Raw genomic sequence first — 19803 nt, 5'->3', positions numbered from 1 at the left:
TCTAACATGAAATTCCCACGTCTCCAATTTTATAAACCTAAATTCAAAAAGGGAATTGCCATGTCGAATACTACGATGATATAATGATTTCGAACGGGGCATTAGCTCAGCTGGGAGAGCGCTACGCTGGCAGCGTAGAGGTCAGGGGTTCGAGCCCCCTATGCTCCATTAATTGGTCACATCTCGAATGAGGTGTGGCTTTTTTATTGGTATGGTGCGATTCAACCTCTTTCTGAACGGGTAATGATAGTTAGACTTTTTCATATAAGGGGGAATTTTGATGGAACGTACATCTGTAGAAGAAACATTGACGAGCGTGATCGAATGCATGCGCGCATGCAACCACTGCTTCTCAAAAAGTTTGCAAGAAGAGGATTTACACATGTTCACCGAATGCATCCGCCTGACTCGAGAATGCTCAGACATTTGTACTTTAGCTTTAAATGCCTTAGAAACAGATTCAGCCTTTTCAAAACCAATCGTTGCTTTATGCGCCCAAGTCTGCGATACGTGTGCGGTTGAATGCGGACGACATCAGCACGACCATTGTCAAGCCTGTGCCAAAGCATGTGAGCGTTGTGCGGAAGCTTGCCGAACACTTGTTGCCGCTTAAGCACGACATTCGTCTAACTTTCTGTTAGACTTTTTTTATTGCTTACGAAAGAAGGTAAACTATGAACCATACCATTCTCGCACTTGACGTGGAGACCGCTAACCGTGATAGTCGCAGCATCTGTTCTGTCGGATGGAGCATCCTTCAAAATGGTGATGTGGTCGAAACCGACCAGCGACTCGTCAATCCGGAGGAAGACTTTGATATGGGTAACATCCGCGTCCATGGCATTCGTCCGAGTGACGTGTGGGATGCACCGGCATTACCGGAAGTACTTTCCTCTCTTTACCCGATTTTACGGGAAGTGGACCTCGTCATCGCACATAACGCTTCATTTGACATGGGTGCCTTGAGAAAGGCGATTGTGAAATATGATCTATTCGATTTCCCTACAATCGAGTACGGTTGCACCGTCAAACTGTCACGTAAACTGTATCCAGGACTCCCGAACCATAAGTTGAACACGATGGCAGAACACTTGAACGTGCCGTTTATTCATCATGATGCTGCGGAAGATGCTCGCGTATGCGCGCTACTTATGCGAGACATGATGCAAAAAACCGGCATCACAAGCCCAAAAGAATTACATCGCTATACGTCCGTGAAAACAGGAACGCTCGCATATTAAACCGGTCATGAAATCATGACCGGTTATTTTTTGAAAATCCATCTCTTCTGGACATAATAACTGACGAAAAAGAGAAAACTATCGACGATTACTTTTAGGATGACCTCGCCTTGTCTGAGCAAGAGAAACAAGAGATAAACAAGGAGTGCTGAAACGACCATTTGAAGCACGACGAGACTAAAATATTTCGGAAGAGACCGCCGCGCCTTCGAATCGAAGACTACTTTTCGATTAACGAGATAATTGAAGAGAGAGGAAATGATTCGAGCGATGACCGTCGCGATGACGACGTGAGCCGTATCGAAGTATGGGGATAATAAATAAATAAAGAGCGCATACATCCCTACGTCGACAAGGAACGAGGCGACAGAGGATAACGAATACATCAAAAACATCCGATAAATTAAAATCGAGTCGAGAATCGGTCTAAAATGGGATGAATCATTTTCATTCTCATATACGGTCTGGATGGTCGTTTGTTGAATCGGGACCTGCAATCGTTTCGTGAACGTGAGCATATTCATCTCGAACTCATATCTATTTCCCGGAATGTCAATCAGTTGTCGCGCATATCGCATCGGGATGGCTCGAAGTCCCGTCTGCGTGTCTTTTAACTTCAGCCCGCTCCCAATCAACATCACGAGCCGTGTCGCCTGATTGCCGAATCGGCTCCGGAACGGAATCGCATCTCCGCTAAAATCTCGACATCCCATGATGAGATGATGTGGTTTATTCAACCCTTCCTCATAGACGTTGACGACATCTTGCGGCAAGTGCTGCCCGTCGGCATCGACCGTGATGACCCCCGTTTTATCCGGATATGTGTCCACCACATACCGTAACCCCGTCTTGATTGCTGCTCCCTTCCCTTGATTCTGTTCGTGCGTTAACACTTGGTCGACAAATGATGCAATCTTATCAAATGTGCCTACCGACGATTCGTCACTACCGTCATTGACCACAATGATGTTCGAAAACCCACTCGCCCTCAACTTCTCCACGAGTGTGACGAGTGCCTCATCAGGGTTATAGGCCGGAATCAAAATCGAATACGCTTGGCGTGTTTCCACTTCATGCATCTGCATCGCCACCCCTCCTTCAATTCCTCTATACCCGAAGCAATGAATTCGCATTCCCAATAAAAAAACATCAGCCCTAAGGCTGATGCATGTACTCACCCGATAAAGATCAAGTAAGACGAAACGAAATAGACAACGACAACGAGTAACGAAGGAATCACATAACGTACCTTCGACGTGACATTTTGTCTTAGCACACTATACATGACGAGGATCGATAGGATCGTGATCCCGACCGCAGATACGAGGTGTGACGTCGAGACATCTGCGAGAATCGATCCATTCCGATAGAAGACATCTGACATGGCGATAATCAACATGTTGAAGATATTCGAGCCGAGAATCGAACCGAATGCCAAGTTGACATTACGTAGTTTGAGCGCCATGAACACAGCGACCGCTTCCGGGAGTGACGTCGATGCCGCAATCAAGAAGCTACCGACAAAACTAGAACCGAGTCCTGTGACAACGGCAATTTGATCACCTGTGATGGAAAGGGCTGTTCCTGCCGCCATGATTACGATTGCAGCGATGATGAATCCAAAGACCGCACGTTTCAGCGTGATCTCTTCATATTTACCGACGACCACTTCTTCTTCGACTTCATGCTCCGCGACCGGCTCTGTCGGTTGTTTCCCGATATAGTAGATTCCGATACCGTATAGAATCGCAATCAAGAGCGCGTCGACTCCGATTCCGATAAACGTCATATCGACGCGAACGATCAAAGCAATCAACGTCGTGACGGTCAAGAGTAACCCAAGTCCGGCCGTGTACAGGTGGTCCCGACTCGCATAGTTGAACAATTGCTTCTGTCGGAAGTATAGGTCGAACATCGCTAAGATAAAGATATTGAATAGGTTACTTCCGAGCATGTTTCCGATGGCGATGTCTGGGTTGTCAATCATGACAGCCGATATACTTGTTGTCACTTCCGGGAGCGAAGTCGCTCCTGCCAATAACACCGTACCGACGAGCATCCCGCCCATTTTCGACTTTTCAGTCATGACGTCGGCGTACGTCGATAATTTGATTGCGGCGTAGACGGTGATGGCCGCAGCCAGTAAGAAATAAACAAATACCATTTTTTCTCCTCCTTGGGTAAACAAAAAAGACCTTTTTATGGACGACAAAAACGCCCATAAAAAGGTCTTGCGGACTTGTAAAAGCTCGATGGACCGAGTGCGCACGCACTGTAATGACGACCCATCGACCACGATTGTGGTCGCTACTCCCCTTTTTATCTTCCCTTTGACTATAGCATGAAGAGAACTAGTTGACAATCGAGCGACGTATGAGTGCGAGAAGTTCTTGTGGCTCAAGAGCCGTCCGATATGCGAGTTCTTGCATCCCCGCGAGCTTCTCGGGTGACAATGGCGTGGTCCAACCCGCTTCGTGAAGTCGCTGTCGGAAGCACATAATCTCTACTTCATCAATCGTATCTCGCCCGACAATCTTCTTTAACTCATATGCCGTTTGACATAGTGGTGCCGATTCTTGCAACCATTCGTCTTCGACGAAATGGGTCAGCATCGATTCAAGGAGCCTTGCCACTTTTCGATCTTTTGAATTTTTCTCGCCGTAAAACAATAGATGGAGTTCTTGTTCATACAAACCGATTAGGTCTGTCGAACTCCGAAACGGTTCAAATGCTGATAGTAATTCATGATAATACCATGATTGGTCTCGCAGCGGTCGTTTAAAACGTTGCCACACCTTCATCCCTTCCATCTCAAGATCATAACGGATGGAACGGAGATTATGTAGCTTATCCGCCACGAGAAGTGCGACTTCATCAAATTGAAGTGATTTCACCTGCTGAAGTGTCAGTCGTTTTCGTTGTTCCCACGACTCGTCACGATTTTTTTCCGAGACCGCGAGAACGAGCCTGTGCACGTCAGATCCGAATTTTGATAAGATTTCTTGTGGGTCCGTCTTCGTGTCCTCAATCAAATCATGGAGTAACCCTGCCGCCACGACCACCGGTGCTTGATGATCGGACTCAAGAAGCATGGCGACCGAGAATGGGTGTGACAAAAATGGTATGGATGAACCTTTTCGGAACTGTCCTCCGTGACGAATAGACGAAAAACGTAACGCCTCTTCTACGAGCGGGTTCATGTCGCCATCCTCCTTCTTCCGGATAAAAACTCTCCTATTCATTACCCGGAATTAGGTACATATAACCTAAAAACATCCCGAATTTAGGTATATGGTCACATTATTTTTCATAAATCATTTTTTTCGTCATTCCTCCATCTACGACAAGATTATGCCCGTTCACAAAACTGTTTTGACGATCGATCAAGTATCTCACAGCGCGGACGATATCTTCTGGTTCACCGACCCGGCCTGATGGATGTTGTTCATGATCAATCTCACGTAACGACTCATCAGACGTATGAATCCATCCTGGACTGATCGCATTCACCGTCACAGGGCGGTCGCCTAATGAGATGGCAAGTGAATGGCTCAAGCCGACGATGCCTCCTTTAGATGCACCATATGCATCCCAATGCGGTTCGTTCTGGAAAGCACGTGTCGAGGCCATGTTAACGATTCTTCCATATGACTCATCTTGATTCAGTTCTAAAAAGTATTTCGCACAACTAAATGTCCCGACTAAATTGACATCGATGACTCGTTTGAACGTGTCAATCTCAAGCTCATCAATCGGCTTGACCAGCGAAGCGATTCCCCCATTGTTGATCAAAACATGGGCTCGACCAAATTCGTTGTGAATATCGTCAAAGACACGCTTAAGTTCAGACGTGTCTCCAAGGTCTACTTGATAAAAGCGTAACCCTTTAATGTCCGGGTCATCTCCAATATCTAACCCGATTACTTCATACTGATTTACGAAAGCTTGAGCAATCGCATAACCAATTCCTTGACTAGCTCCTGTTACAATCATTACGTCTTTCATCATTCATCCCTCCTAAAAGACTGTATACCCAAATTCCGATTAGTCGGACCATAGTTTTCGATTCGAAGTCGTGATCACACTCGCTCCCGCAGCAAGTGCCGCTTGGACTTCCTCCTTTGTTTCAATCAGCCCACCTGCGAAAACGGGTATCCCCGTCTTCTCCTTCACACGTTGAATATACTTCGGCACAATACCTGGTAAGACTTCGATATAGTCCGGTTTTGAACGTTCAATGTGCTTGATACTTTTCTCTAATGAGGTGGAATCAATTAAAAATAAACGCTGCACAGTGACCACATCATTTTGCTTTGCCTTGACGATGACGTTTCCTTTCGTCGAGATGACGCCGAACGGTTTAAACGTCTGACAGACATACTCCGTCGCATACTCGTCGGCCTTCATACCTTGAATCAAATCCATATGGATGAACACTTTTTTATCATGCTTCCCCAATAATCTGAAGATGGAGTCCAATCGACTCATATGAATCTCTAATAACACTCCTAATTCGAAATCACTCGATAAAAACCGCTCCAAATCCCGCATGTCCCGTATCGCCGGTAAGATGGATTGACCATTGATCATCAACTATTCCCCCTGTCTCCTTCTCATTATGCAGATAGCCGATTTTATAAATCAAGGTTTACTCATTCAATATATCGGGAAAATAAAATCAACTTGTGTAGAGGGGGATTTGAGTATGGTCAATGAAGTAACTGTAAAAGTCGAAACACCGACTCCAGAACAACATCAAGCGTTACGCGTGAAGGCAGGGATGCCACGACGTTCTGATCGAGGTACGGTGAAGGGGCTTCAAAATACACTGTATGGTATTTGTTTATACTTAGATGATGAGATTGTCGGAATGGGACGCGTCGTCGGTGACGGCGGGATGGTATTCCATTTAGTAGATATCGTCGTAGATCCGGAATGCCAAGGGCTTGGACTCGGAAAATTAATCATGGAGCATTTGATGGAATGGATCTTACAAGAAGCCGACGAGACGGCCATCATCAGCTTAATCGCTGATATTCCAGCCGATGGATTGTATCGACAGTTCGGTTTTGATTACTCACGACCTGAATCCGTCGGAATGGAGTATCAATGGAATCAAAGAGAAAGCTAATTGGGGTCGTGAGAGGAGATGACGTATGGATGGGTTAAACATCATCGTGTTGCTCGGATTGGCGCTCACCCTCATCTCTGTCCTCAGTCTCCTGATTGAACGATTATTCTTCCCAAGTATTTTAGCGTTTATCGCAATCGGGGTCGGGGTCGGGTTTTTCTGGGATGGGAATGAAGTTTTTAAAGTCGCGGGAGAGATTGGAATCATTCTGTTATTTTTCCTACTCGGTCTGAAGTTTCCACTACGTGAACTTTGGAAGCGCATGCGGAAAGTATGGAAGGCGGGAATACTCGATATCATTCTGTCATTCGGGGTATCGTTTGGGATTGCTTTAGCATTTGGTCTCGATTTCCCTCGCGCCTTTTTAATCGGGGCCGTCTTATATGCGACGAGCTCCTCCATCTCTGCGAAACTGCTTGAGCGGCATTCCGAAAAACATGAAGATATTAAAGAGTTTGTGCTCGCATTACTCATCTTTGAGGATATTTTTGCCCCTCTCCTATTGACGGTTGCCCCTTTCATCATTCAAGAAGAACCGGTTGCGATGTCCGATATCGGCAAAGTGTTCGCAGGATTTCTGATATTTGGAGTACTCTTGTTCATTGGTTCGAGCTTCGTATCCAAACAACAAAAGTTTTCGAAGCACTTGTTGCGACAAGATGATGCGAGTATCGGTCTGATCGGACTCATTCTCTTTTTCGCAGGGATTGGGATGGTGTTTGGATTATCTGAGATTTTAGGAGCATTCATCGCCGGGATCATGCTCGCAGATATCCACGACGTGAGACCGCTGAAACGTTTGACCGTACCCGTCCGAGATTTATTCTTGCCGATCTTTTTCATCTCGTTCGGTATCTCGATCAACCTCGAGAAAGGTGTCATCGTGAATGCGCTCTTCTTCGTCTTGATTGTATGGGGGGTATTGTCAAAATGGATTGTCGGACGTATCGGGGGCAGAATCTATGGCTTGACGCGTGTTCAAGCCAATGAAGCCGGGTTCTCACTCGCGCCACGTGGGGAGTTCTCTATTTTATTTACCGCCCTTTCGAACGGGGCCATCAACTTGTTTGTCGGTCTCTATATTTTTGTGTCAGCCATTGTCGGAATCATTCTGTTCCGTTTCTCAGAGTACTTGGCAGAAAAAACAGAAAAAACCCTCACGAAAGTCTTACCAGACGAGAAAAAAGAAGAATAAATTGGCGGACCCATACGCTGGGTCCGCCTACTTTGTGCATTAGTCTTTTGCTAGTTTGTTGTGCCGCTTTTTACGCCATACGATATAAATGATGACGCCGATGAACAGTAGCCCATAGATTGCATAAGAATAGGCATCGAGGTATGAGAGGATATCTTGCCAATTCTCACCGACTTTCATCCCGATAAGGATGAGAATAGTATTCCATAAGGCTGTTCCAGCCGTACTGAGCAGTAGAAATTTCATGAATGGCATGTTCGACATCCCTGCAGGAATCGAGATCAGGCTTCGGACGACCGGCATCAAACGTCCAAAGAAGACCATCCATCCCCCGTATCGATCGAACCAGGCATCCGCCTTTTTTACATCATTCAGATCAAGTCGTAACCATTTTCCGTATTTCTTCGTCCATTTTTCAATCTGCTCGACATCAGACAAGAGTCCAAGGCCGTATAATAATACGGCTCCTAATATGGCACCGACCGTCGATGCCACGATGACGAGCGTGATGGACAAATTCGTCTTCACAGCAAAAAAACCACCAAAGAGTAAGACGACTTCAGAAGGGATCGGTGGAAACACATTCTCAATAAAAATCATGAATGCAATCCCTATGTAGCCGTACTGTTCAATCACAGAAATCATCCAGTCACTCATGTCGCTTCCTCCATTCTTCCCCTCTATACCCGTCCATTTTGCTATATAATCGCAAAGACATGCTACACTCAAAGAAAGGAGCTGATTGAAATGGAAGAAACAGTACGGTGTCCTTGGTGCGGGACGGATCCATTGTACGTCCGTTACCATGACGAGGAATGGGGAAAGCCCGTTCACGATGATCAGAAGCACTTTGAATGTCTGACACTCGAAAGTGCGCAAGCAGGACTTAGTTGGATCACCATCTTGAGAAAACGTGAAAATTATCGATTGGCTTATGCCGACTTTGAGGTGCAGCGAGTTGCTAGCTTTACGGATGAGGATGTAGAGAGACTCCTAGCCGATAGCGGGATCGTGCGAAATCGACGAAAAATCGAGGCGTCGATCAATAATGCGAAGCAGTTCATCAAACTACAGGAAGAGTTTGGCTCATTTGATTCGTACATCTGGTCATTCGTCAACAATGCACCGATCCTGAATGCATGGAATCGTCTTGAAGATGTTCCTGCAACGACGGAACTTTCTGAACGATTGAGTAAAGACCTGAAACGACGCGGCTTTAAGTTTTTAGGACCGACAACGGTCTATGCCCACCTACAAGCGACGGGTCTCGTCAATGACCATCTCATCTCTTGCACGTTCCGCTAACTTAAGACCAGCTCTCAAAAATATCTTTACATTCCCCCTCTTGTTGTGACAATATTTTGACAAAGTGATACTCTATCACTGAAAGCGTTTTCATATTTTTTATCTTTCGGGGGGATGTTGATGAACGGAATTTTAGTGTCCATTGTCGTGTACATGGCACTGATGGTCTTGCTTGGGATCATCGCGTATCGGAGAACAAGCAGTATCGGAGATTACATGTTAGGTGGTCGGGCGCTTGGTCCCGGGGTCGCCGCCTTATCTGCCGGTGCATCAGACATGAGTGGATGGCTCTTAATGGGATTGCCTGGTGCCATGTATGCGTCAGGGATTTCAAGTGGCTGGATTGTCATCGGGTTGACGATCGGTGCCTATTTGAACTGGTTATTGGTCGCACCGAGATTACGCATTTATTCATACATATCGGATGATGCGATCACAATCCCAGACTTCTTTGAGAAGCGATTTAAAGACACAAAAGGTGTGTTGCGTTCATTTTCAGCTGCTGTCACGTTAATCTTTTTCACACTGTATGCGACAAGCGGATTCGTTGCCGGCGGTCGCCTATTCAATGCCGTCTTCGACATTGAGTTTGTAACGGGAGTCGTCATTCTCGCTTCCATCATTATTCTGTACACTTTCATCGGTGGATTTTTAGCAGTAAGCTGGACAGATTTTGTTCAAGGATTGATCATGCTGTTTGCCCTTATTTTTGTACCTGCAATCGCCATTATAGCAACTGATGGTGTATCAAATGCTTTAGACACGGTACGAAATATTGATGAAGCGTTACTTGACCCGTGGACGGGGCAATCACTTATCGGAATCATTTCACTATTTGCGTGGGGGCTCGGCTATTTCGGCCAGCCACACATCATCGTCCGTTTTATGGCAATCGGAAAGCTCGAGGACATTAAGACGGCACGTCGAATCGGGATCTCATGGATGGTCTTCACCGTTGTCGGGGCGATGGCGACCGGATTGTTCGGTCTCGCCTATTACACACAACAAGGCCTCACCATCGATAATCCGGAGAACGTCTTTATCAACCTATCTGACTTATTATTCCCGGATTTGGTGACTGGTGTATTGTTGGCTGCTCTTCTCGCCGCCATCATGTCGACCATCTCCTCTCAATTGCTCGTCTCGTCGAGTGCCGCGACGACAGACTTTTATCAGAAGTTCTTCCGTAAAGAAGCGGGAGACCGTGAACTCGTCATGGTCGGTCGGATTACGGTCATTCTCGTATCCGTCATATCGATTATTCTTGCACTCGATGCAGACGACACCATCTTAAACCTTGTCGGTTATGCTTGGGCAGGGTTTGGTTCATCATTTGGTCCGCTCATCTTGTTTAGTCTGTTTTGGAAACGAACGACGCGTCAAGGCGCGCTTGCTGGAATGTTGACTGGAGCCTTTGTCGTCATTCTATGGAAGAACTATGCCGCTTCTCTTTTCGGAACGTTTGGGACATTGTATGAAATGATTCCAGCATTCTTCTTGTCGGCGCTCGCCATCTATATCGTGAGTTTGATGACGCCGCCACCAAATGAGGTCATTCAACGTGAGTTTGACCAAATGCAAGACATGGTCAAGGAACATATCAAATAATTCTCATGACAGGTCAAAAATGACCTGTCTTTATTAATATATGCAGGATTTTTCTTGATTATCGACGAATTTTAGGATTATCGTACGAATCTGTCGTGAAAAGGAGAATCGGGATGAAACCAATCAAGATCGTCTCTCGCCTTACCTTCCTGTCTAGCTTTGTATTATTAATCGCCTGTGGTACGACTCCGGCAACCAATCAAGAAGTACCAGAAGAAGTCGAGGAACCGATTGTCGAGATACCTGAAGAAATGCCGCCTGCCGAACCCGAACTGATTGTCACGACGGCCTCCCTCTATGCAATCGGCGATATTCTTCTACATGATTCGGTATACAACGCAGCACGTACCGATGAAGGGTATGAATTTGATTCTGCATTCGAGCAGATCTCTCCAATATTGAATCGCGCCGATATTTCAATTGCCAACCAAGAGAGCATGATTGGCGGGAGTGAAATCGGACTTTCGAGCTACCCGGCATTTAACAGTCCATATGAAATTGGTGATGCCTTACAACGGGCAGGAATCGATTTGGTCACGACAGCGAATAATCATACGCTCGACCGTGGCGTCCGAGCTATTGAAAATTCGATTGACCATTGGAACGCAATCGAAATGCCTTATACAGGCTCCTTCCTATCTGATGAGGACAAAGCGAATATTCGTACGTTGACGGCTAATGATATTTCTTTTTCCTTCCTCGCATACACTTACGGGACGAATGGAGTCGTGCCGAAGCAGCCTTATCACGTAAATTATATCGACCTTGCACAGATGCAACCAGAGATCGAGAAGGCGGAACAGTCGACTGACATGACGGTCGTCTCCCTCCATTTCGGTACGGAATATGAGCCGTTACCGAATAAGAGTCAAACTGAGCTCGCCCAATCGTTAGCAGATCTCGGAGTCGATATCATCATCGGTCACCACCCTCACGTGCTGCAACCTCCGACCATGCTAGAAGGAGTCAATGGCAATCAAACTTTTGTCATCTACTCGCTCGGTAATTTCCTTTCCGGACAACAAGGGGATGAGCGAAACACGGGCGGCATCATCGGGATTGATGTGGTCAAGACAATCGAAGATGACCAATCGACTATTGAATTGAAAAATCCGATGTTCTATCCAACCTTTACTCAAAAATCATCTGTCGGACATTATGAGGTCGTCCCGTTAAAGGTTGCTCGTCCTGAACTTCTTTCCCCTGTTAGCGACCATATGTCGCAATGGTTACCCCAACTCAAAATCGAACAATGACGACCACGAAATCACTCGTGGTCTTTTTATTTTCAAAAAAGGGTTGCCACACGACATCTTATCCCTTACACTGAGTTGTATATTTATAAATAAAGATTAATAATTATTCATAAGGGGTGTTCATATTTTGAAACAGAAACTCGTATTGGCTTACTCAGGTGGTCTTGACACATCGGTTGCGATTAAATGGTTGGACGAACAAGGTTATGATGTGATTGCAGTCTGTTTGAACGTCGGGGAAGGGAAAGACTTAGAAAAGATTCAACAAAAAGCGATGAAAGTTGGAGCGAAAAAATCAATCGTCATCGATGCGGTCGATGAGTTCGTCAACGAGTTCGCTCGCTATTCGATGCAGGCCCATACATTATATGAAGGCGTATATCCACTCGTTTCGGCACTATCACGCCCCCTCATCTCGAAAAAATTGGTCGAGGTCGCACAGGCCGAAGGCGCCGTCGCTGTGGCCCATGGATGTACCGGGAAAGGAAATGACCAAGTACGTTTTGAAGTGTCCATTCATGCACTCGATCCTTCACTCGAAATCGTCGCACCGGTTCGGGAATGGAAATGGTCACGTGAGGAAGAAATCGCGTATGCGGCAAAACATCAAATTCCGATTCCAATCGTTCAAGAAGAACCATTCTCAATCGATCAGAACATCTGGGGACGCGCCATCGAATGCGGCATCTTAGAAGATCCTTGGGCAGCACCTCCGGCAAGCGCATATGAGTTAACAGCGGCACTTGAGGACACACCGCATGAACCGACTTATCTTGAGATTGAATTCAAGAACGGAGTGCCGGTTGCTATTGATGGGAAGAGCCAATCGTTCACTGATATCTTAAAAGAGCTCAATATCGTTGCGGGTGCCCATGGTGTCGGGAAGATTGACCACATCGAGAACCGGGTCGTCGGTATCAAATCACGTGAGGTGTATGAGGCACCTGGCGCCATGACATTGATCACTGCGCATAAAGCTCTTGAAGCCTTGACACTCGTTCGTGAAGTGGCGCATTTCAAACCAATTGTCGAGCAAAAATTGACAGAAACAATCTACAACGGACTTTGGTATTCACCGCTCACAAAAGCACTTCTTGCGTTTATCGATGAGACTCAAGCGACCGTCACAGGAACGGTTCGCATGAAATTGTTTAAAGGGCAGGCCATCGTCGACGGACGGAAGTCGCCAATTTCTCTTTATGATGAGGAACTTGCGACCTATACGTCAGCCGATACGTTCGATCAACAAGCAGCTATCGGATTCATCAAGTTATGGGGTCTTCCAACAAAAGTTCAATCAGAGGTGTTGATGGAAAAGGGAGCGTTCGTCAATGAGTAAATTATGGGGAGGCCGTTTCGAGAAGACGGCGAGCGATTGGGTCGATGCATTCGGTGCATCGATTGAATTTGATGCTCAACTCGTCCTTGAGGATTTAGAAGGTAGCATGGCTCACGTGACGATGTTAGGTGACCAGGGCATCCTCTTAAAGGAAGAAGTCACTCAAATCCTTGATGGATTACAACAACTTAAGCAAAAAGCACTCGCGGATGAATTGAAATTCGAGGTGTATCACGAAGATATCCATATGAACTTAGAAGCTCTGCTTCATGAAGCGATCGGACCGGTTGCAGGGAAGATGCATACGGCACGTAGTCGAAACGATCAAGTCGCAACGGACATGCATCTTTACTTGAAAGAACGTGTGAAAGAAGTGATTCAATTGATTGAATCGCTTCAGCGTGAATTGCATGCTCACGCTTCAGAAAACGTAGAGACAATCATGCCTGGCTATACGCACCTCCAACGTGCACAACCGATCTCGCTGGCCCATCACTTGCTCGCCTATTTCTGGATGCTAGAGCGTGATAAGGAGCGGTTTACGGACAGCTTGAAGCGGATTGATTGGTCTCCTCTTGGCGCAGGAGCCTTAGCCGGGACAACGTTTCCGATCGACCGTTCCCGTTCAGCTGAATTACTTGGATTCAATCGGGTTTACCCGAATAGCCTCGATGCCGTTAGCGATCGTGACTTCATACTCGAGTTTCTTTCAAATGCGTCGATGCTTATGATGCACCTCTCCCGCTTCTGTGAAGAATTGATTCTTTGGGCAAGCGAAGAGTATCGCTTCATTACAGTGTCGGATACGTTTTCTACCGGTTCGAGCATGATGCCACAAAAGAAAAACCCTGACATGGCCGAACTCGTCCGTGGAAAATCGGGTCGAGTGATTGGAAACTTGATGGGCTTGTTGACGCTCATGAAAGGACTTCCACTCGCTTACAATAAAGATTTACAGGAAGATAAAGAAGGGATGTTCGATACGGTCAAGACCGTTCAAGGCTCGCTCAGTATCATGGCGGGGATGATGAATGAACTGACGTTCCACCCGGACGTCATGAAACAAGCGACCGAGCGCGATTTTTCTAATGCGACCGAACTCGCCGATTATTTGACGGCAAAAGGGTTACCGTTCCGTGAGGCGCACGAGATTACTGGAAAACTCGTCAAATATTGCGTGGATGAGCGATTGTATTTACGCGAGCTTCCAATCACGGTGTACCAAACGTACTCTGAATTGATTCAAGAGGATGTGTATCATGCCTTGACCCCTGAACAGGCAGTCGCACGTCGAAACAGTTACGGCGGAACAGGATTCGATGCCGTCCGTGAACAGTTGAAAGAAGCTTCGGCATGCATGAGCACGATGACCTATTCTTAATCATCTTGAACCCGTCACGTTAATCTGTGACGGGTCTATTTATCCTGTTCATTCAGACGTTCAACGAAAGAAGGAAGACCTTTTTCTAGTAGAAGATCGAATACCTCCATCATCTCATCAATGGAATTTTCATTGACGTCTAGTAGATATTGCAAGACGACCCCATCGACTGCCGCAATCAGCCATGAACTGAACGCATTGTTTAGACGAGTGTTTTCTAGTCCGTACAAATGAATCAGGATTTGTTCGATCTGTTTTGTCCATTCTGCATATTTGTCCTTTAATTTCAGTTGTGCATCCATATTACCAAGTAGTACTTCATGAGCAAAATGATACTGCAAGCGGTTCTCTGCATCTTTATGAAAGCGTTCCGCCGTATTTCGTGCAATCTCCATTTTGATACGTTCTTTTGAATAGGCATCGTCTGTCATTTCTTTGGCGATTTGAGAGGAAACAGACAAGCTCTCATTCATTAAATCGTACAATAGATCTTCTTTATTTTTGTAATGATGATAGATGGCTCCTGTCGTCATATTCGCCTCGATTGCAATCGCTCTGACTGTTGCCCCGTTCACCCCACTTCGAATAATGACCGTTCTGGCTGCATCTAGAATTTTATTTTTACCGTCCACTATTATTCTCCCCTTTCGAGTCCACTTTAGAATAACATAGCTCTACCAATGCGAGTGCTCAGGACTAAATTTTGTGAAATAATTCACATTGACTAAATAGGATTGTCCGCCTATACTAAAAACATAACAAACGTTATGTTTGTTAAATTCAAATGAGAAGGTGAATGGAATGAACGTTTGGCCGCATGTAATCTCGATGCCACTCTATTTAGGTTTATTATTAGGAATCATCGTTTTTTTCAGAAAGCACTATAAACTGTCCGCCTACTTTTGGCTCGCTTCGTTATTGACCATCCCACTATGGATGATGGGGAATGTTGATGGATGGTTTCGTTGGGCTAAAATTGTAAGCGTTATCATACCGACGATTATCGTTGGTTTCTCTCGAATCGCCATTTACGAGAACAAACAAGGACGGATTTGGAACTTTTTAAAGCGTGACGAATTTTTATGGTTCTTCTATGCCATCTTGTTTTTAAATATCGCAGAAGCCACGATTAAAGATGTGACACTCGGCAACTACTTTAATGCCGCCTGTGGATTTTTACTCTGTGTGACGATTCCTTTCGCACCGACTTTTTGGAAGTTTGCGAAAGAAGGATACGCCGATCTCGTAGCCTATACGACTGGGTCATGGAATTTTATATACACGTCATGGAACGCATGTTTCGTCTATGCAGAATCTCCAACTTATTTTGCCAGCTCGCTCTGCATCTTGCTTGCGGCAGAACTGTATCCGGTCATCAAGGGACGACCAGAGCTTTACATTACCGCTCGTATTTACACGCTTGCAGCCCATTTATTGATTCGCGCATGCTATGACATCTTCCCGCAAGTCATGAACTCTTCGACCTGGTTCAACCCGGAGGTATTGAAATCATGGGGAATGATTAATTTTGTGATCATCGTTCCTTACGTCTTCTGGCATATGTGGCAACTTCATCACAATAAGGCCATCATCAGCTTCAAAAGAGCCAAAGTATCATGATGGAATCGAATATGTGAACGTATGATTTCGATTGCTCAATAGTGAACAATTAACTGATGTAAGGAGGAGATTTGAGTGGGAATTCTGTATGAACGAATCGATCTCGTTGGATGGGGAATTGGGTTATTTGTCTTGTTTAGCTTGATGGCTTTCAATGAATTCAGTCGCACGACTAAATGGGGAGGAATAATGTTATTCTTGATAGTCCCGACTATACTGACCCTATTTGTTTGGCCGACTACCGCAGCACCAGGGAATGAATATGGAACGGGTACTTGGTTCAACTGGGTGAAAACATATTCTGCTCTCGCCGGCTGTCTCGGTTTCATGATTATTCGATATCGGCCCTCGCTATTACGAAAGAAATGGGTCTTATTCTTTCCACCGGGGATTTTGGCACTGAACATTTTAGAAGCTTGTATCCGAGACTTTCAAGTATACTTCTATAACGTTCCCGATGGCGCTTATATCGATCACCTTTGGGTCATGTCCGGACCTTGGAATCTAATGAACGGTTTTGCCGGATTATTGAACATCATCGCCATCTGCGGATGGGTTGGAATCAATATTTCGAAAGATCAATCAAAAGATATGATATGGCCCGATATGATTTGGCCATGGATCATCGCCTATGATTTATGGAATTTTGCTTACGTTTATAATTGTATCTCTGACCACTCGTTTTACGCGGGATTGATTCTGCTCCTTTCGTGTACCATTCCTTCTTTCTTTATTAAAAAAGGAGCTTGGTTGCAACATCGTGCCCACACGTTGGCTTTATGGATTATGTTCGTCATGACAGTTCCGGCGTTCGCCGACCGATTAGCTCCCGTACCGTCGACACATAACCCGAGAGCTTTCTTTATCGTCAGTCTGCTCTCCCTCTTATTCAACGTGGCACTTGTCTCCTATCAATTTTATCGGATCCGTCAACGACATCTTCATCCACTCAAGGATGAGCTTTATGTTGAAACGAAGGCATATCAGACAGCTTTGAGTCAAAACGGGCTGTCTTGAAATAATTCTTGCCAACCCCTTCTCAACATGTTAACTTTTATATTGTTAACGTTAACTGAAAAGGGGTTTACATATGAAGATTCAAGATATGACTCAAATCGCCTTCGGCGCAGCACTCATCGCAAGTATCGGTTTCATCGAAATACCGATTGGACCCGTTCCGATCACCCTTCAAACACTCGCCATCATGACCATCGCCGGCATATTCGGTGCTCGAAAAGGATTTTTGGCAGTCATCGTGTACCTCCTGCTCGGCTTGATCGGACTTCCAGTATTGAGTGGTCAAGGAGGTCTCGCACCATTTGTAGGACCAACTGTCGGATATTTAATCGCCTTTCCGATTGCAGCGCTCTTCATTGGCTGGTTCAGCGAACGCTATCGCTCCATTCCAGCATTGATTGGTTATAACTTTTTATTCGGTCTAGGGCTCGTCTACTTACTCGGAAGTATCGGACTCGAGATCGTTCTCGGTATGTCGTTCATTGATGCGCTCAAAGTTAATATTCCATTCCTCTTCGGTGACGCTTTGAAAGCAGTGCTCGCAGCCATATTAGCTGTGAAAATTTCTCAGAACGTTCAAGTTCGTCGTTCCCTCGCTTCGTAAAGGTTCGAACGTTTCACCCGTTTCCATCTGTGGAATAACTGTAGTATGGAAGGGGGTGTCCCGATGAGCGACTCGACGTTTAAAAAACGCTTACAGAAAGCGACCCACTTTTACCAACGCTCTGACAAAGGGCAGCGTCAAGGAATCGATAAGTCGTCTCATGAGAAACGTGACACAGATGCGTTTGAGCGAAGACTCCGTGAGGCTAAAGCGAAAGTTGGCGAGATTCAAGAAAACATTGACCATATTGCTAGACGTTAAAACCCCGTCCGAAGACGGGGTTTATTTTTTGCGTGGTCGAATGAGGAGGGTGACGATGAACAGAAGCGCTAATGTGACGAGAAGTGCAAGTGATGCCGTATTCCACCCTATCAAATTCAACCCTACACTGATGGCGACCGTGATATAAAATCCACCGAGCGCTTTTTTGACGTGCTGCGAGCTGAAACGTTGTAGCTGTTTCGCCCCAAATGGCGATCCGATCATGGCACCCGCAATCAGAGCAAGACCGTGCAGATAATTCGTTTCAGCACCTGCCACCGTATAACTGATGACACCGGATACGACGATGAGAAGCGCTGCCGTAATACTCGTTCCGACCGCACGCTTCATCTCTGTGTTCAACAACTTGACCTGAAGAGGAGTCAAGACGAATCCACCGCTTACTCCCATCAACGAGGAGATGAACCCCGCGAACACACCGATGATCCCAAGGCGTGGTACAGAGTCCGTTCCGACGCTTCCTTCCACATGCTGTTTCGAACGAAAGAAAGAAACCGCAAAATATGTGAGTAATGCGATATAGACGAGTGAGATGATCAGTGTCGCCCCATCGACTCCTTCTAAATAAAAGACAAGCGGTGTGGCAATCCAGGTCCCGACAATCCCGAACACACCGATCCATAAGGCGTGCGACACGTTCACGTTACGCAAACGGATATGCGAGATCGTTCCTGCCGTCGTTGATCCGAGCGTCAACATCAGGCTAAGGGCAATCGCCGCACTCGCTTCATACCCGAAGACAAGAAGAAGTGGTGTCAGTAAGATTCCACCACCAATTCCAAAGAATCCACTCAAGATTCCGATTAACGTTCCTAAAAGGAGAAACTGTAATACTTGTAAAACGTCCATGTTGTACCCTTCTTTCATTGGTCTCGTCTGCAATCATATCAAAAAGGGGCGTCGAATGCGCCCCTTTGCTTACAATGACCGTTCTAGAAACTCGAATATTTGTTGACGATATTCATTCTGGAATGACTGGTACGATCCGACATGACCTTCGTTATCAGTCACCCAAAGTTCGACGCGTTCTTGTGCTTCAGCCAATTTTTCACTTTCAGAAACAGGAATCGCATCATCGCCTTTACTGTGGATCAATAAGATAGGAGCCTCAATCAACTTGATATCCTGAATAGGAGATACGACATCGGCATCGAGACCGGTGAACCAAGGGGTCACAGTCATGATGACGGGCGTGAACGGAACGTTCGGCAAGTCACTCCATACCGGAAGATTTGTCTCGAGATAATTTCGTAAATCACTAAACGGACTGTCGGCGATGACTGCAGCAACTTCGACATCATCAGCTGTAGAGAGTGCTGTCGCCGCTCCCATTGAAATCCCATACAAGACAACCGGTCCTTCTGAACGACCTTTCGCATATTGGATGGCCGCTTTTAAATCGGATTGTTCTTTAGCGCCGACCGTGACTCGGTCACCCTCTGATATCCCTGAACCGCGAAAATCGAACGTTAAAAATTGGTATCCTTGTTCATGAAATTCTGGAATCAACTCTTTCAACGGTAAATCTTCCTGTTCACGGTTCTTCCCATATCCGTGGGCAAAGACGATGGTCGCACGCGGCGTAGGATGAGGAATCCACCATCCGTATAAGTCATATCCTTCCTCCGATTCGATTGTCACATTCTCGTACTTCAAACCAAGTGATTTCGGGGTGTATGTCAATGTTTCCCGCTCCGGTGACGTCAACTGGTCCCCAATATGAGCCGAGATTCCTCCGATAGCCAAACCGGCAACGAGTAAAATGATGAGTACCGCAATACTCAATAGTTTCATCCAACGATTCATCCGTAACTTCCCCTCGAT

The 19803-nt window shown here is 45.9% G+C and carries 22 protein-coding genes and 1 tRNA gene; 14 read left to right on the top strand and 9 right to left on the bottom strand.

The genetic code is table 11. The features are described from left to right. The first annotated feature begins 95 nt into the window (after nt 1-95). The 3 genes from KNO79_RS06075 (at nt 96) to KNO79_RS06065 (ending at nt 1241) form a co-directional block, all read left to right on the top strand. A tRNA-Ala gene (locus KNO79_RS06075) sits at nt 96-168 on the top strand. 112 nt (nt 169-280) lie between these two features. Further along, nucleotides 281-613 (top strand): four-helix bundle copper-binding protein, encoded by a 333-nt coding sequence (locus KNO79_RS06070; protein ID WP_012726406.1) that lies wholly within the window; start codon nt 281-283, stop codon nt 611-613. Nucleotides 614-674: 61 nt separating this feature from the next. Continuing rightward, on the top strand, nt 675-1241 hold the full coding sequence (locus KNO79_RS06065; RefSeq protein ID WP_012726407.1) for a 3'-5' exonuclease: 567 nt from the start codon (nt 675-677) through the stop codon (nt 1239-1241). A 23-nt stretch (nt 1242-1264) separates the two neighbouring features. Here the strand turns inward: KNO79_RS06065 and KNO79_RS06060 are convergent, their stop codons facing one another. From KNO79_RS06060 to KNO79_RS06040, 5 genes are all read right to left on the bottom strand, one after another. Continuing rightward, entirely contained in the window at nt 1265-2326 is a 1062-nt protein-coding gene (locus KNO79_RS06060) for a bifunctional glycosyltransferase family 2/GtrA family protein (RefSeq protein ID WP_214690841.1), read from the bottom strand. A gap of 89 nt (nt 2327-2415) precedes the next feature. After that, a complete protein-coding gene (locus KNO79_RS06055; protein WP_031423558.1) occupies nt 2416-3405 on the bottom strand; it encodes a sodium:calcium antiporter in 990 nt (329 codons plus the stop codon). A gap of 187 nt (nt 3406-3592) precedes the next feature. Next, on the bottom strand, nt 3593-4441 hold the full coding sequence (locus tag KNO79_RS06050; protein ID WP_214690840.1) for an HD domain-containing protein: 849 nt from the start codon (nt 4439-4441) through the stop codon (nt 3593-3595). Between the two features lie 100 nt (nt 4442-4541). Further along, nucleotides 4542-5246: an SDR family NAD(P)-dependent oxidoreductase gene (locus KNO79_RS06045; RefSeq protein ID WP_251125242.1), complete on the bottom strand. Its 705-nt coding sequence runs from the start codon at nt 5244-5246 to the stop codon at nt 4542-4544. A gap of 39 nt (nt 5247-5285) precedes the next feature. Continuing rightward, nucleotides 5286-5831, bottom strand: coding sequence for a glycerol-3-phosphate responsive antiterminator (locus KNO79_RS06040; RefSeq protein ID WP_214690838.1), 546 nt, complete (start codon nt 5829-5831; stop codon nt 5286-5288). 115 nt (nt 5832-5946) lie between these two features. On the opposite strand from KNO79_RS06040, the gene KNO79_RS06035 reads away from it, so the two are divergent. Both KNO79_RS06035 and KNO79_RS06030 read left to right on the top strand, forming a co-directional pair. Then, nucleotides 5947-6372, top strand: a complete 426-nt coding sequence (locus tag KNO79_RS06035) for a GNAT family N-acetyltransferase (protein WP_159562377.1) — start codon at nt 5947-5949, stop codon at nt 6370-6372. A gap of 25 nt (nt 6373-6397) precedes the next feature. Next, the gene (locus tag KNO79_RS06030) at nt 6398-7567 is read left to right on the top strand and encodes a cation:proton antiporter (protein WP_214690837.1); all 1170 of its coding nucleotides are present in this window, start codon (nt 6398-6400) and stop codon (nt 7565-7567) included. 39 nt (nt 7568-7606) lie between these two features. On the opposite strand, the gene KNO79_RS06025 is transcribed toward KNO79_RS06030, so the two are convergent. Next, nucleotides 7607-8224 (bottom strand): DedA family protein, encoded by a 618-nt coding sequence (locus KNO79_RS06025; RefSeq protein ID WP_214690836.1) that lies wholly within the window; start codon nt 8222-8224, stop codon nt 7607-7609. 90 nt (nt 8225-8314) lie between these two features. Here KNO79_RS06025 and KNO79_RS06020 point away from each other — a divergent pair, with 90 nt between their 5' ends. The 5 genes from KNO79_RS06020 to argH all read left to right on the top strand — a co-directional run bounded on the left by KNO79_RS06020 (nt 8315) and on the right by argH (nt 14456). Then, nucleotides 8315-8872, top strand: coding sequence for a DNA-3-methyladenine glycosylase I (locus KNO79_RS06020; protein ID WP_214690835.1), 558 nt, complete (start codon nt 8315-8317; stop codon nt 8870-8872). A gap of 120 nt (nt 8873-8992) precedes the next feature. Further along, nucleotides 8993-10480 carry a sodium/proline symporter PutP gene (gene putP / locus KNO79_RS06015; protein ID WP_214690834.1) on the top strand — a complete coding sequence of 496 codons (1488 nt, stop codon included), beginning with the start codon at nt 8993-8995 and terminating at the stop codon, nt 10478-10480. A 113-nt stretch (nt 10481-10593) separates the two neighbouring features. Beyond that, nucleotides 10594-11736: a CapA family protein gene (locus KNO79_RS06010; RefSeq protein ID WP_214690833.1), complete on the top strand. Its 1143-nt coding sequence runs from the start codon at nt 10594-10596 to the stop codon at nt 11734-11736. Between the two features lie 124 nt (nt 11737-11860). Then, the gene (locus KNO79_RS06005) at nt 11861-13075 is read left to right on the top strand and encodes an argininosuccinate synthase (RefSeq protein ID WP_214691273.1); all 1215 of its coding nucleotides are present in this window, start codon (nt 11861-11863) and stop codon (nt 13073-13075) included. Continuing rightward, nucleotides 13068-14456 carry an argininosuccinate lyase gene (argH, locus tag KNO79_RS06000; RefSeq protein WP_214690832.1) on the top strand — a complete coding sequence of 463 codons (1389 nt, stop codon included), beginning with the start codon at nt 13068-13070 and terminating at the stop codon, nt 14454-14456. The genes KNO79_RS06005 and argH overlap by 8 nt, the downstream gene beginning before the upstream one ends. Before the next feature lie 35 nt (nt 14457-14491). Here the strand turns inward: argH and KNO79_RS05995 are convergent, their stop codons facing one another. Beyond that, the gene (locus tag KNO79_RS05995) at nt 14492-15088 is read right to left on the bottom strand and encodes a TetR/AcrR family transcriptional regulator (RefSeq protein WP_214690831.1); all 597 of its coding nucleotides are present in this window, start codon (nt 15086-15088) and stop codon (nt 14492-14494) included. A 169-nt stretch (nt 15089-15257) separates the two neighbouring features. Between KNO79_RS05995 and KNO79_RS05990 the strand changes: the two genes are divergently transcribed. From KNO79_RS05990 to KNO79_RS05975, 4 genes are all read left to right on the top strand, one after another. Beyond that, nucleotides 15258-16076, top strand: coding sequence for a hypothetical protein (locus KNO79_RS05990; RefSeq protein ID WP_214690830.1), 819 nt, complete (start codon nt 15258-15260; stop codon nt 16074-16076). 75 nt (nt 16077-16151) lie between these two features. Beyond that, nucleotides 16152-17093 (top strand): DUF5692 family protein, encoded by a 942-nt coding sequence (locus tag KNO79_RS05985; RefSeq protein WP_214690829.1) that lies wholly within the window; start codon nt 16152-16154, stop codon nt 17091-17093. 73 nt (nt 17094-17166) lie between these two features. Then, nucleotides 17167-17697 (top strand): biotin transporter BioY, encoded by a 531-nt coding sequence (locus KNO79_RS05980; protein ID WP_012726424.1) that lies wholly within the window; start codon nt 17167-17169, stop codon nt 17695-17697. Nucleotides 17698-17760: 63 nt separating this feature from the next. Continuing rightward, the gene (locus KNO79_RS05975) at nt 17761-17958 is read left to right on the top strand and encodes a hypothetical protein (protein WP_012726425.1); all 198 of its coding nucleotides are present in this window, start codon (nt 17761-17763) and stop codon (nt 17956-17958) included. 21 nt (nt 17959-17979) lie between these two features. On the opposite strand, the gene KNO79_RS05970 is transcribed toward KNO79_RS05975, so the two are convergent. Next, nucleotides 17980-18828, bottom strand: coding sequence for a sulfite exporter TauE/SafE family protein (locus KNO79_RS05970; RefSeq protein WP_031423531.1), 849 nt, complete (start codon nt 18826-18828; stop codon nt 17980-17982). Nucleotides 18829-18897: 69 nt separating this feature from the next. Then, the gene (locus tag KNO79_RS05965; protein WP_047795254.1) at nt 18898-19785 is read right to left on the bottom strand and encodes an alpha/beta hydrolase; all 888 of its coding nucleotides are present in this window, start codon (nt 19783-19785) and stop codon (nt 18898-18900) included. Between the last annotated feature and the right edge of the window lie 18 nt (nt 19786-19803).

This window comes from Exiguobacterium sp. s43 (genome assembly GCF_018617255.1).
Classification (GTDB): domain Bacteria; phylum Bacillota; class Bacilli; order Exiguobacteriales; family Exiguobacteriaceae; genus Exiguobacterium; species Exiguobacterium profundum.
The sequence above is the reverse complement of the archived record's forward strand: the minus strand, read 5'-3'. Positions and strand labels throughout refer to the sequence as shown.

What these genes read in the sequence shown, in the direction of transcription:
- KNO79_RS06045 (WP_251125242.1), bottom strand. Translation starts at nt 5,246, where the DNA reads ATGAAAGACGTAATGATTGTAACAGGAGCTAGTCAAGGAATTGGTTAT.
- KNO79_RS06050 (WP_214690840.1), bottom strand. Translation starts at nt 4,441, where the DNA reads ATGAACCCGCTCGTAGAAGAGGCGTTACGTTTTTCGTCTATTCGTCAC.
- putP (WP_214690834.1), top strand. Translation starts at nt 8,993, where the DNA reads ATGAACGGAATTTTAGTGTCCATTGTCGTGTACATGGCACTGATGGTC.
- KNO79_RS06030 (WP_214690837.1), top strand. Translation starts at nt 6,398, where the DNA reads ATGGATGGGTTAAACATCATCGTGTTGCTCGGATTGGCGCTCACCCTC.
- KNO79_RS05965 (WP_047795254.1), bottom strand. Translation starts at nt 19,785, where the DNA reads ATGAATCGTTGGATGAAACTATTGAGTATTGCGGTACTCATCATTTTA.
- KNO79_RS06025 (WP_214690836.1), bottom strand. Translation starts at nt 8,224, where the DNA reads ATGAGTGACTGGATGATTTCTGTGATTGAACAGTACGGCTACATAGGG.
- KNO79_RS06060 (WP_214690841.1), bottom strand. Translation starts at nt 2,326, where the DNA reads ATGCAGATGCATGAAGTGGAAACACGCCAAGCGTATTCGATTTTGATT.
- KNO79_RS06070 (WP_012726406.1), top strand. Translation starts at nt 281, where the DNA reads ATGGAACGTACATCTGTAGAAGAAACATTGACGAGCGTGATCGAATGC.
- KNO79_RS05980 (WP_012726424.1), top strand. Translation starts at nt 17,167, where the DNA reads ATGAAGATTCAAGATATGACTCAAATCGCCTTCGGCGCAGCACTCATC.
- KNO79_RS06065 (WP_012726407.1), top strand. Translation starts at nt 675, where the DNA reads ATGAACCATACCATTCTCGCACTTGACGTGGAGACCGCTAACCGTGAT.
- KNO79_RS06010 (WP_214690833.1), top strand. Translation starts at nt 10,594, where the DNA reads ATGAAACCAATCAAGATCGTCTCTCGCCTTACCTTCCTGTCTAGCTTT.
- KNO79_RS06035 (WP_159562377.1), top strand. Translation starts at nt 5,947, where the DNA reads ATGGTCAATGAAGTAACTGTAAAAGTCGAAACACCGACTCCAGAACAA.
- KNO79_RS05970 (WP_031423531.1), bottom strand. Translation starts at nt 18,828, where the DNA reads ATGGACGTTTTACAAGTATTACAGTTTCTCCTTTTAGGAACGTTAATC.
- KNO79_RS06040 (WP_214690838.1), bottom strand. Translation starts at nt 5,831, where the DNA reads ATGATCAATGGTCAATCCATCTTACCGGCGATACGGGACATGCGGGAT.
- argH (WP_214690832.1), top strand. Translation starts at nt 13,068, where the DNA reads ATGAGTAAATTATGGGGAGGCCGTTTCGAGAAGACGGCGAGCGATTGG.
- KNO79_RS06020 (WP_214690835.1), top strand. Translation starts at nt 8,315, where the DNA reads ATGGAAGAAACAGTACGGTGTCCTTGGTGCGGGACGGATCCATTGTAC.
- KNO79_RS06055 (WP_031423558.1), bottom strand. Translation starts at nt 3,405, where the DNA reads ATGGTATTTGTTTATTTCTTACTGGCTGCGGCCATCACCGTCTACGCC.
- KNO79_RS05975 (WP_012726425.1), top strand. Translation starts at nt 17,761, where the DNA reads ATGAGCGACTCGACGTTTAAAAAACGCTTACAGAAAGCGACCCACTTT.
- KNO79_RS05990 (WP_214690830.1), top strand. Translation starts at nt 15,258, where the DNA reads ATGAACGTTTGGCCGCATGTAATCTCGATGCCACTCTATTTAGGTTTA.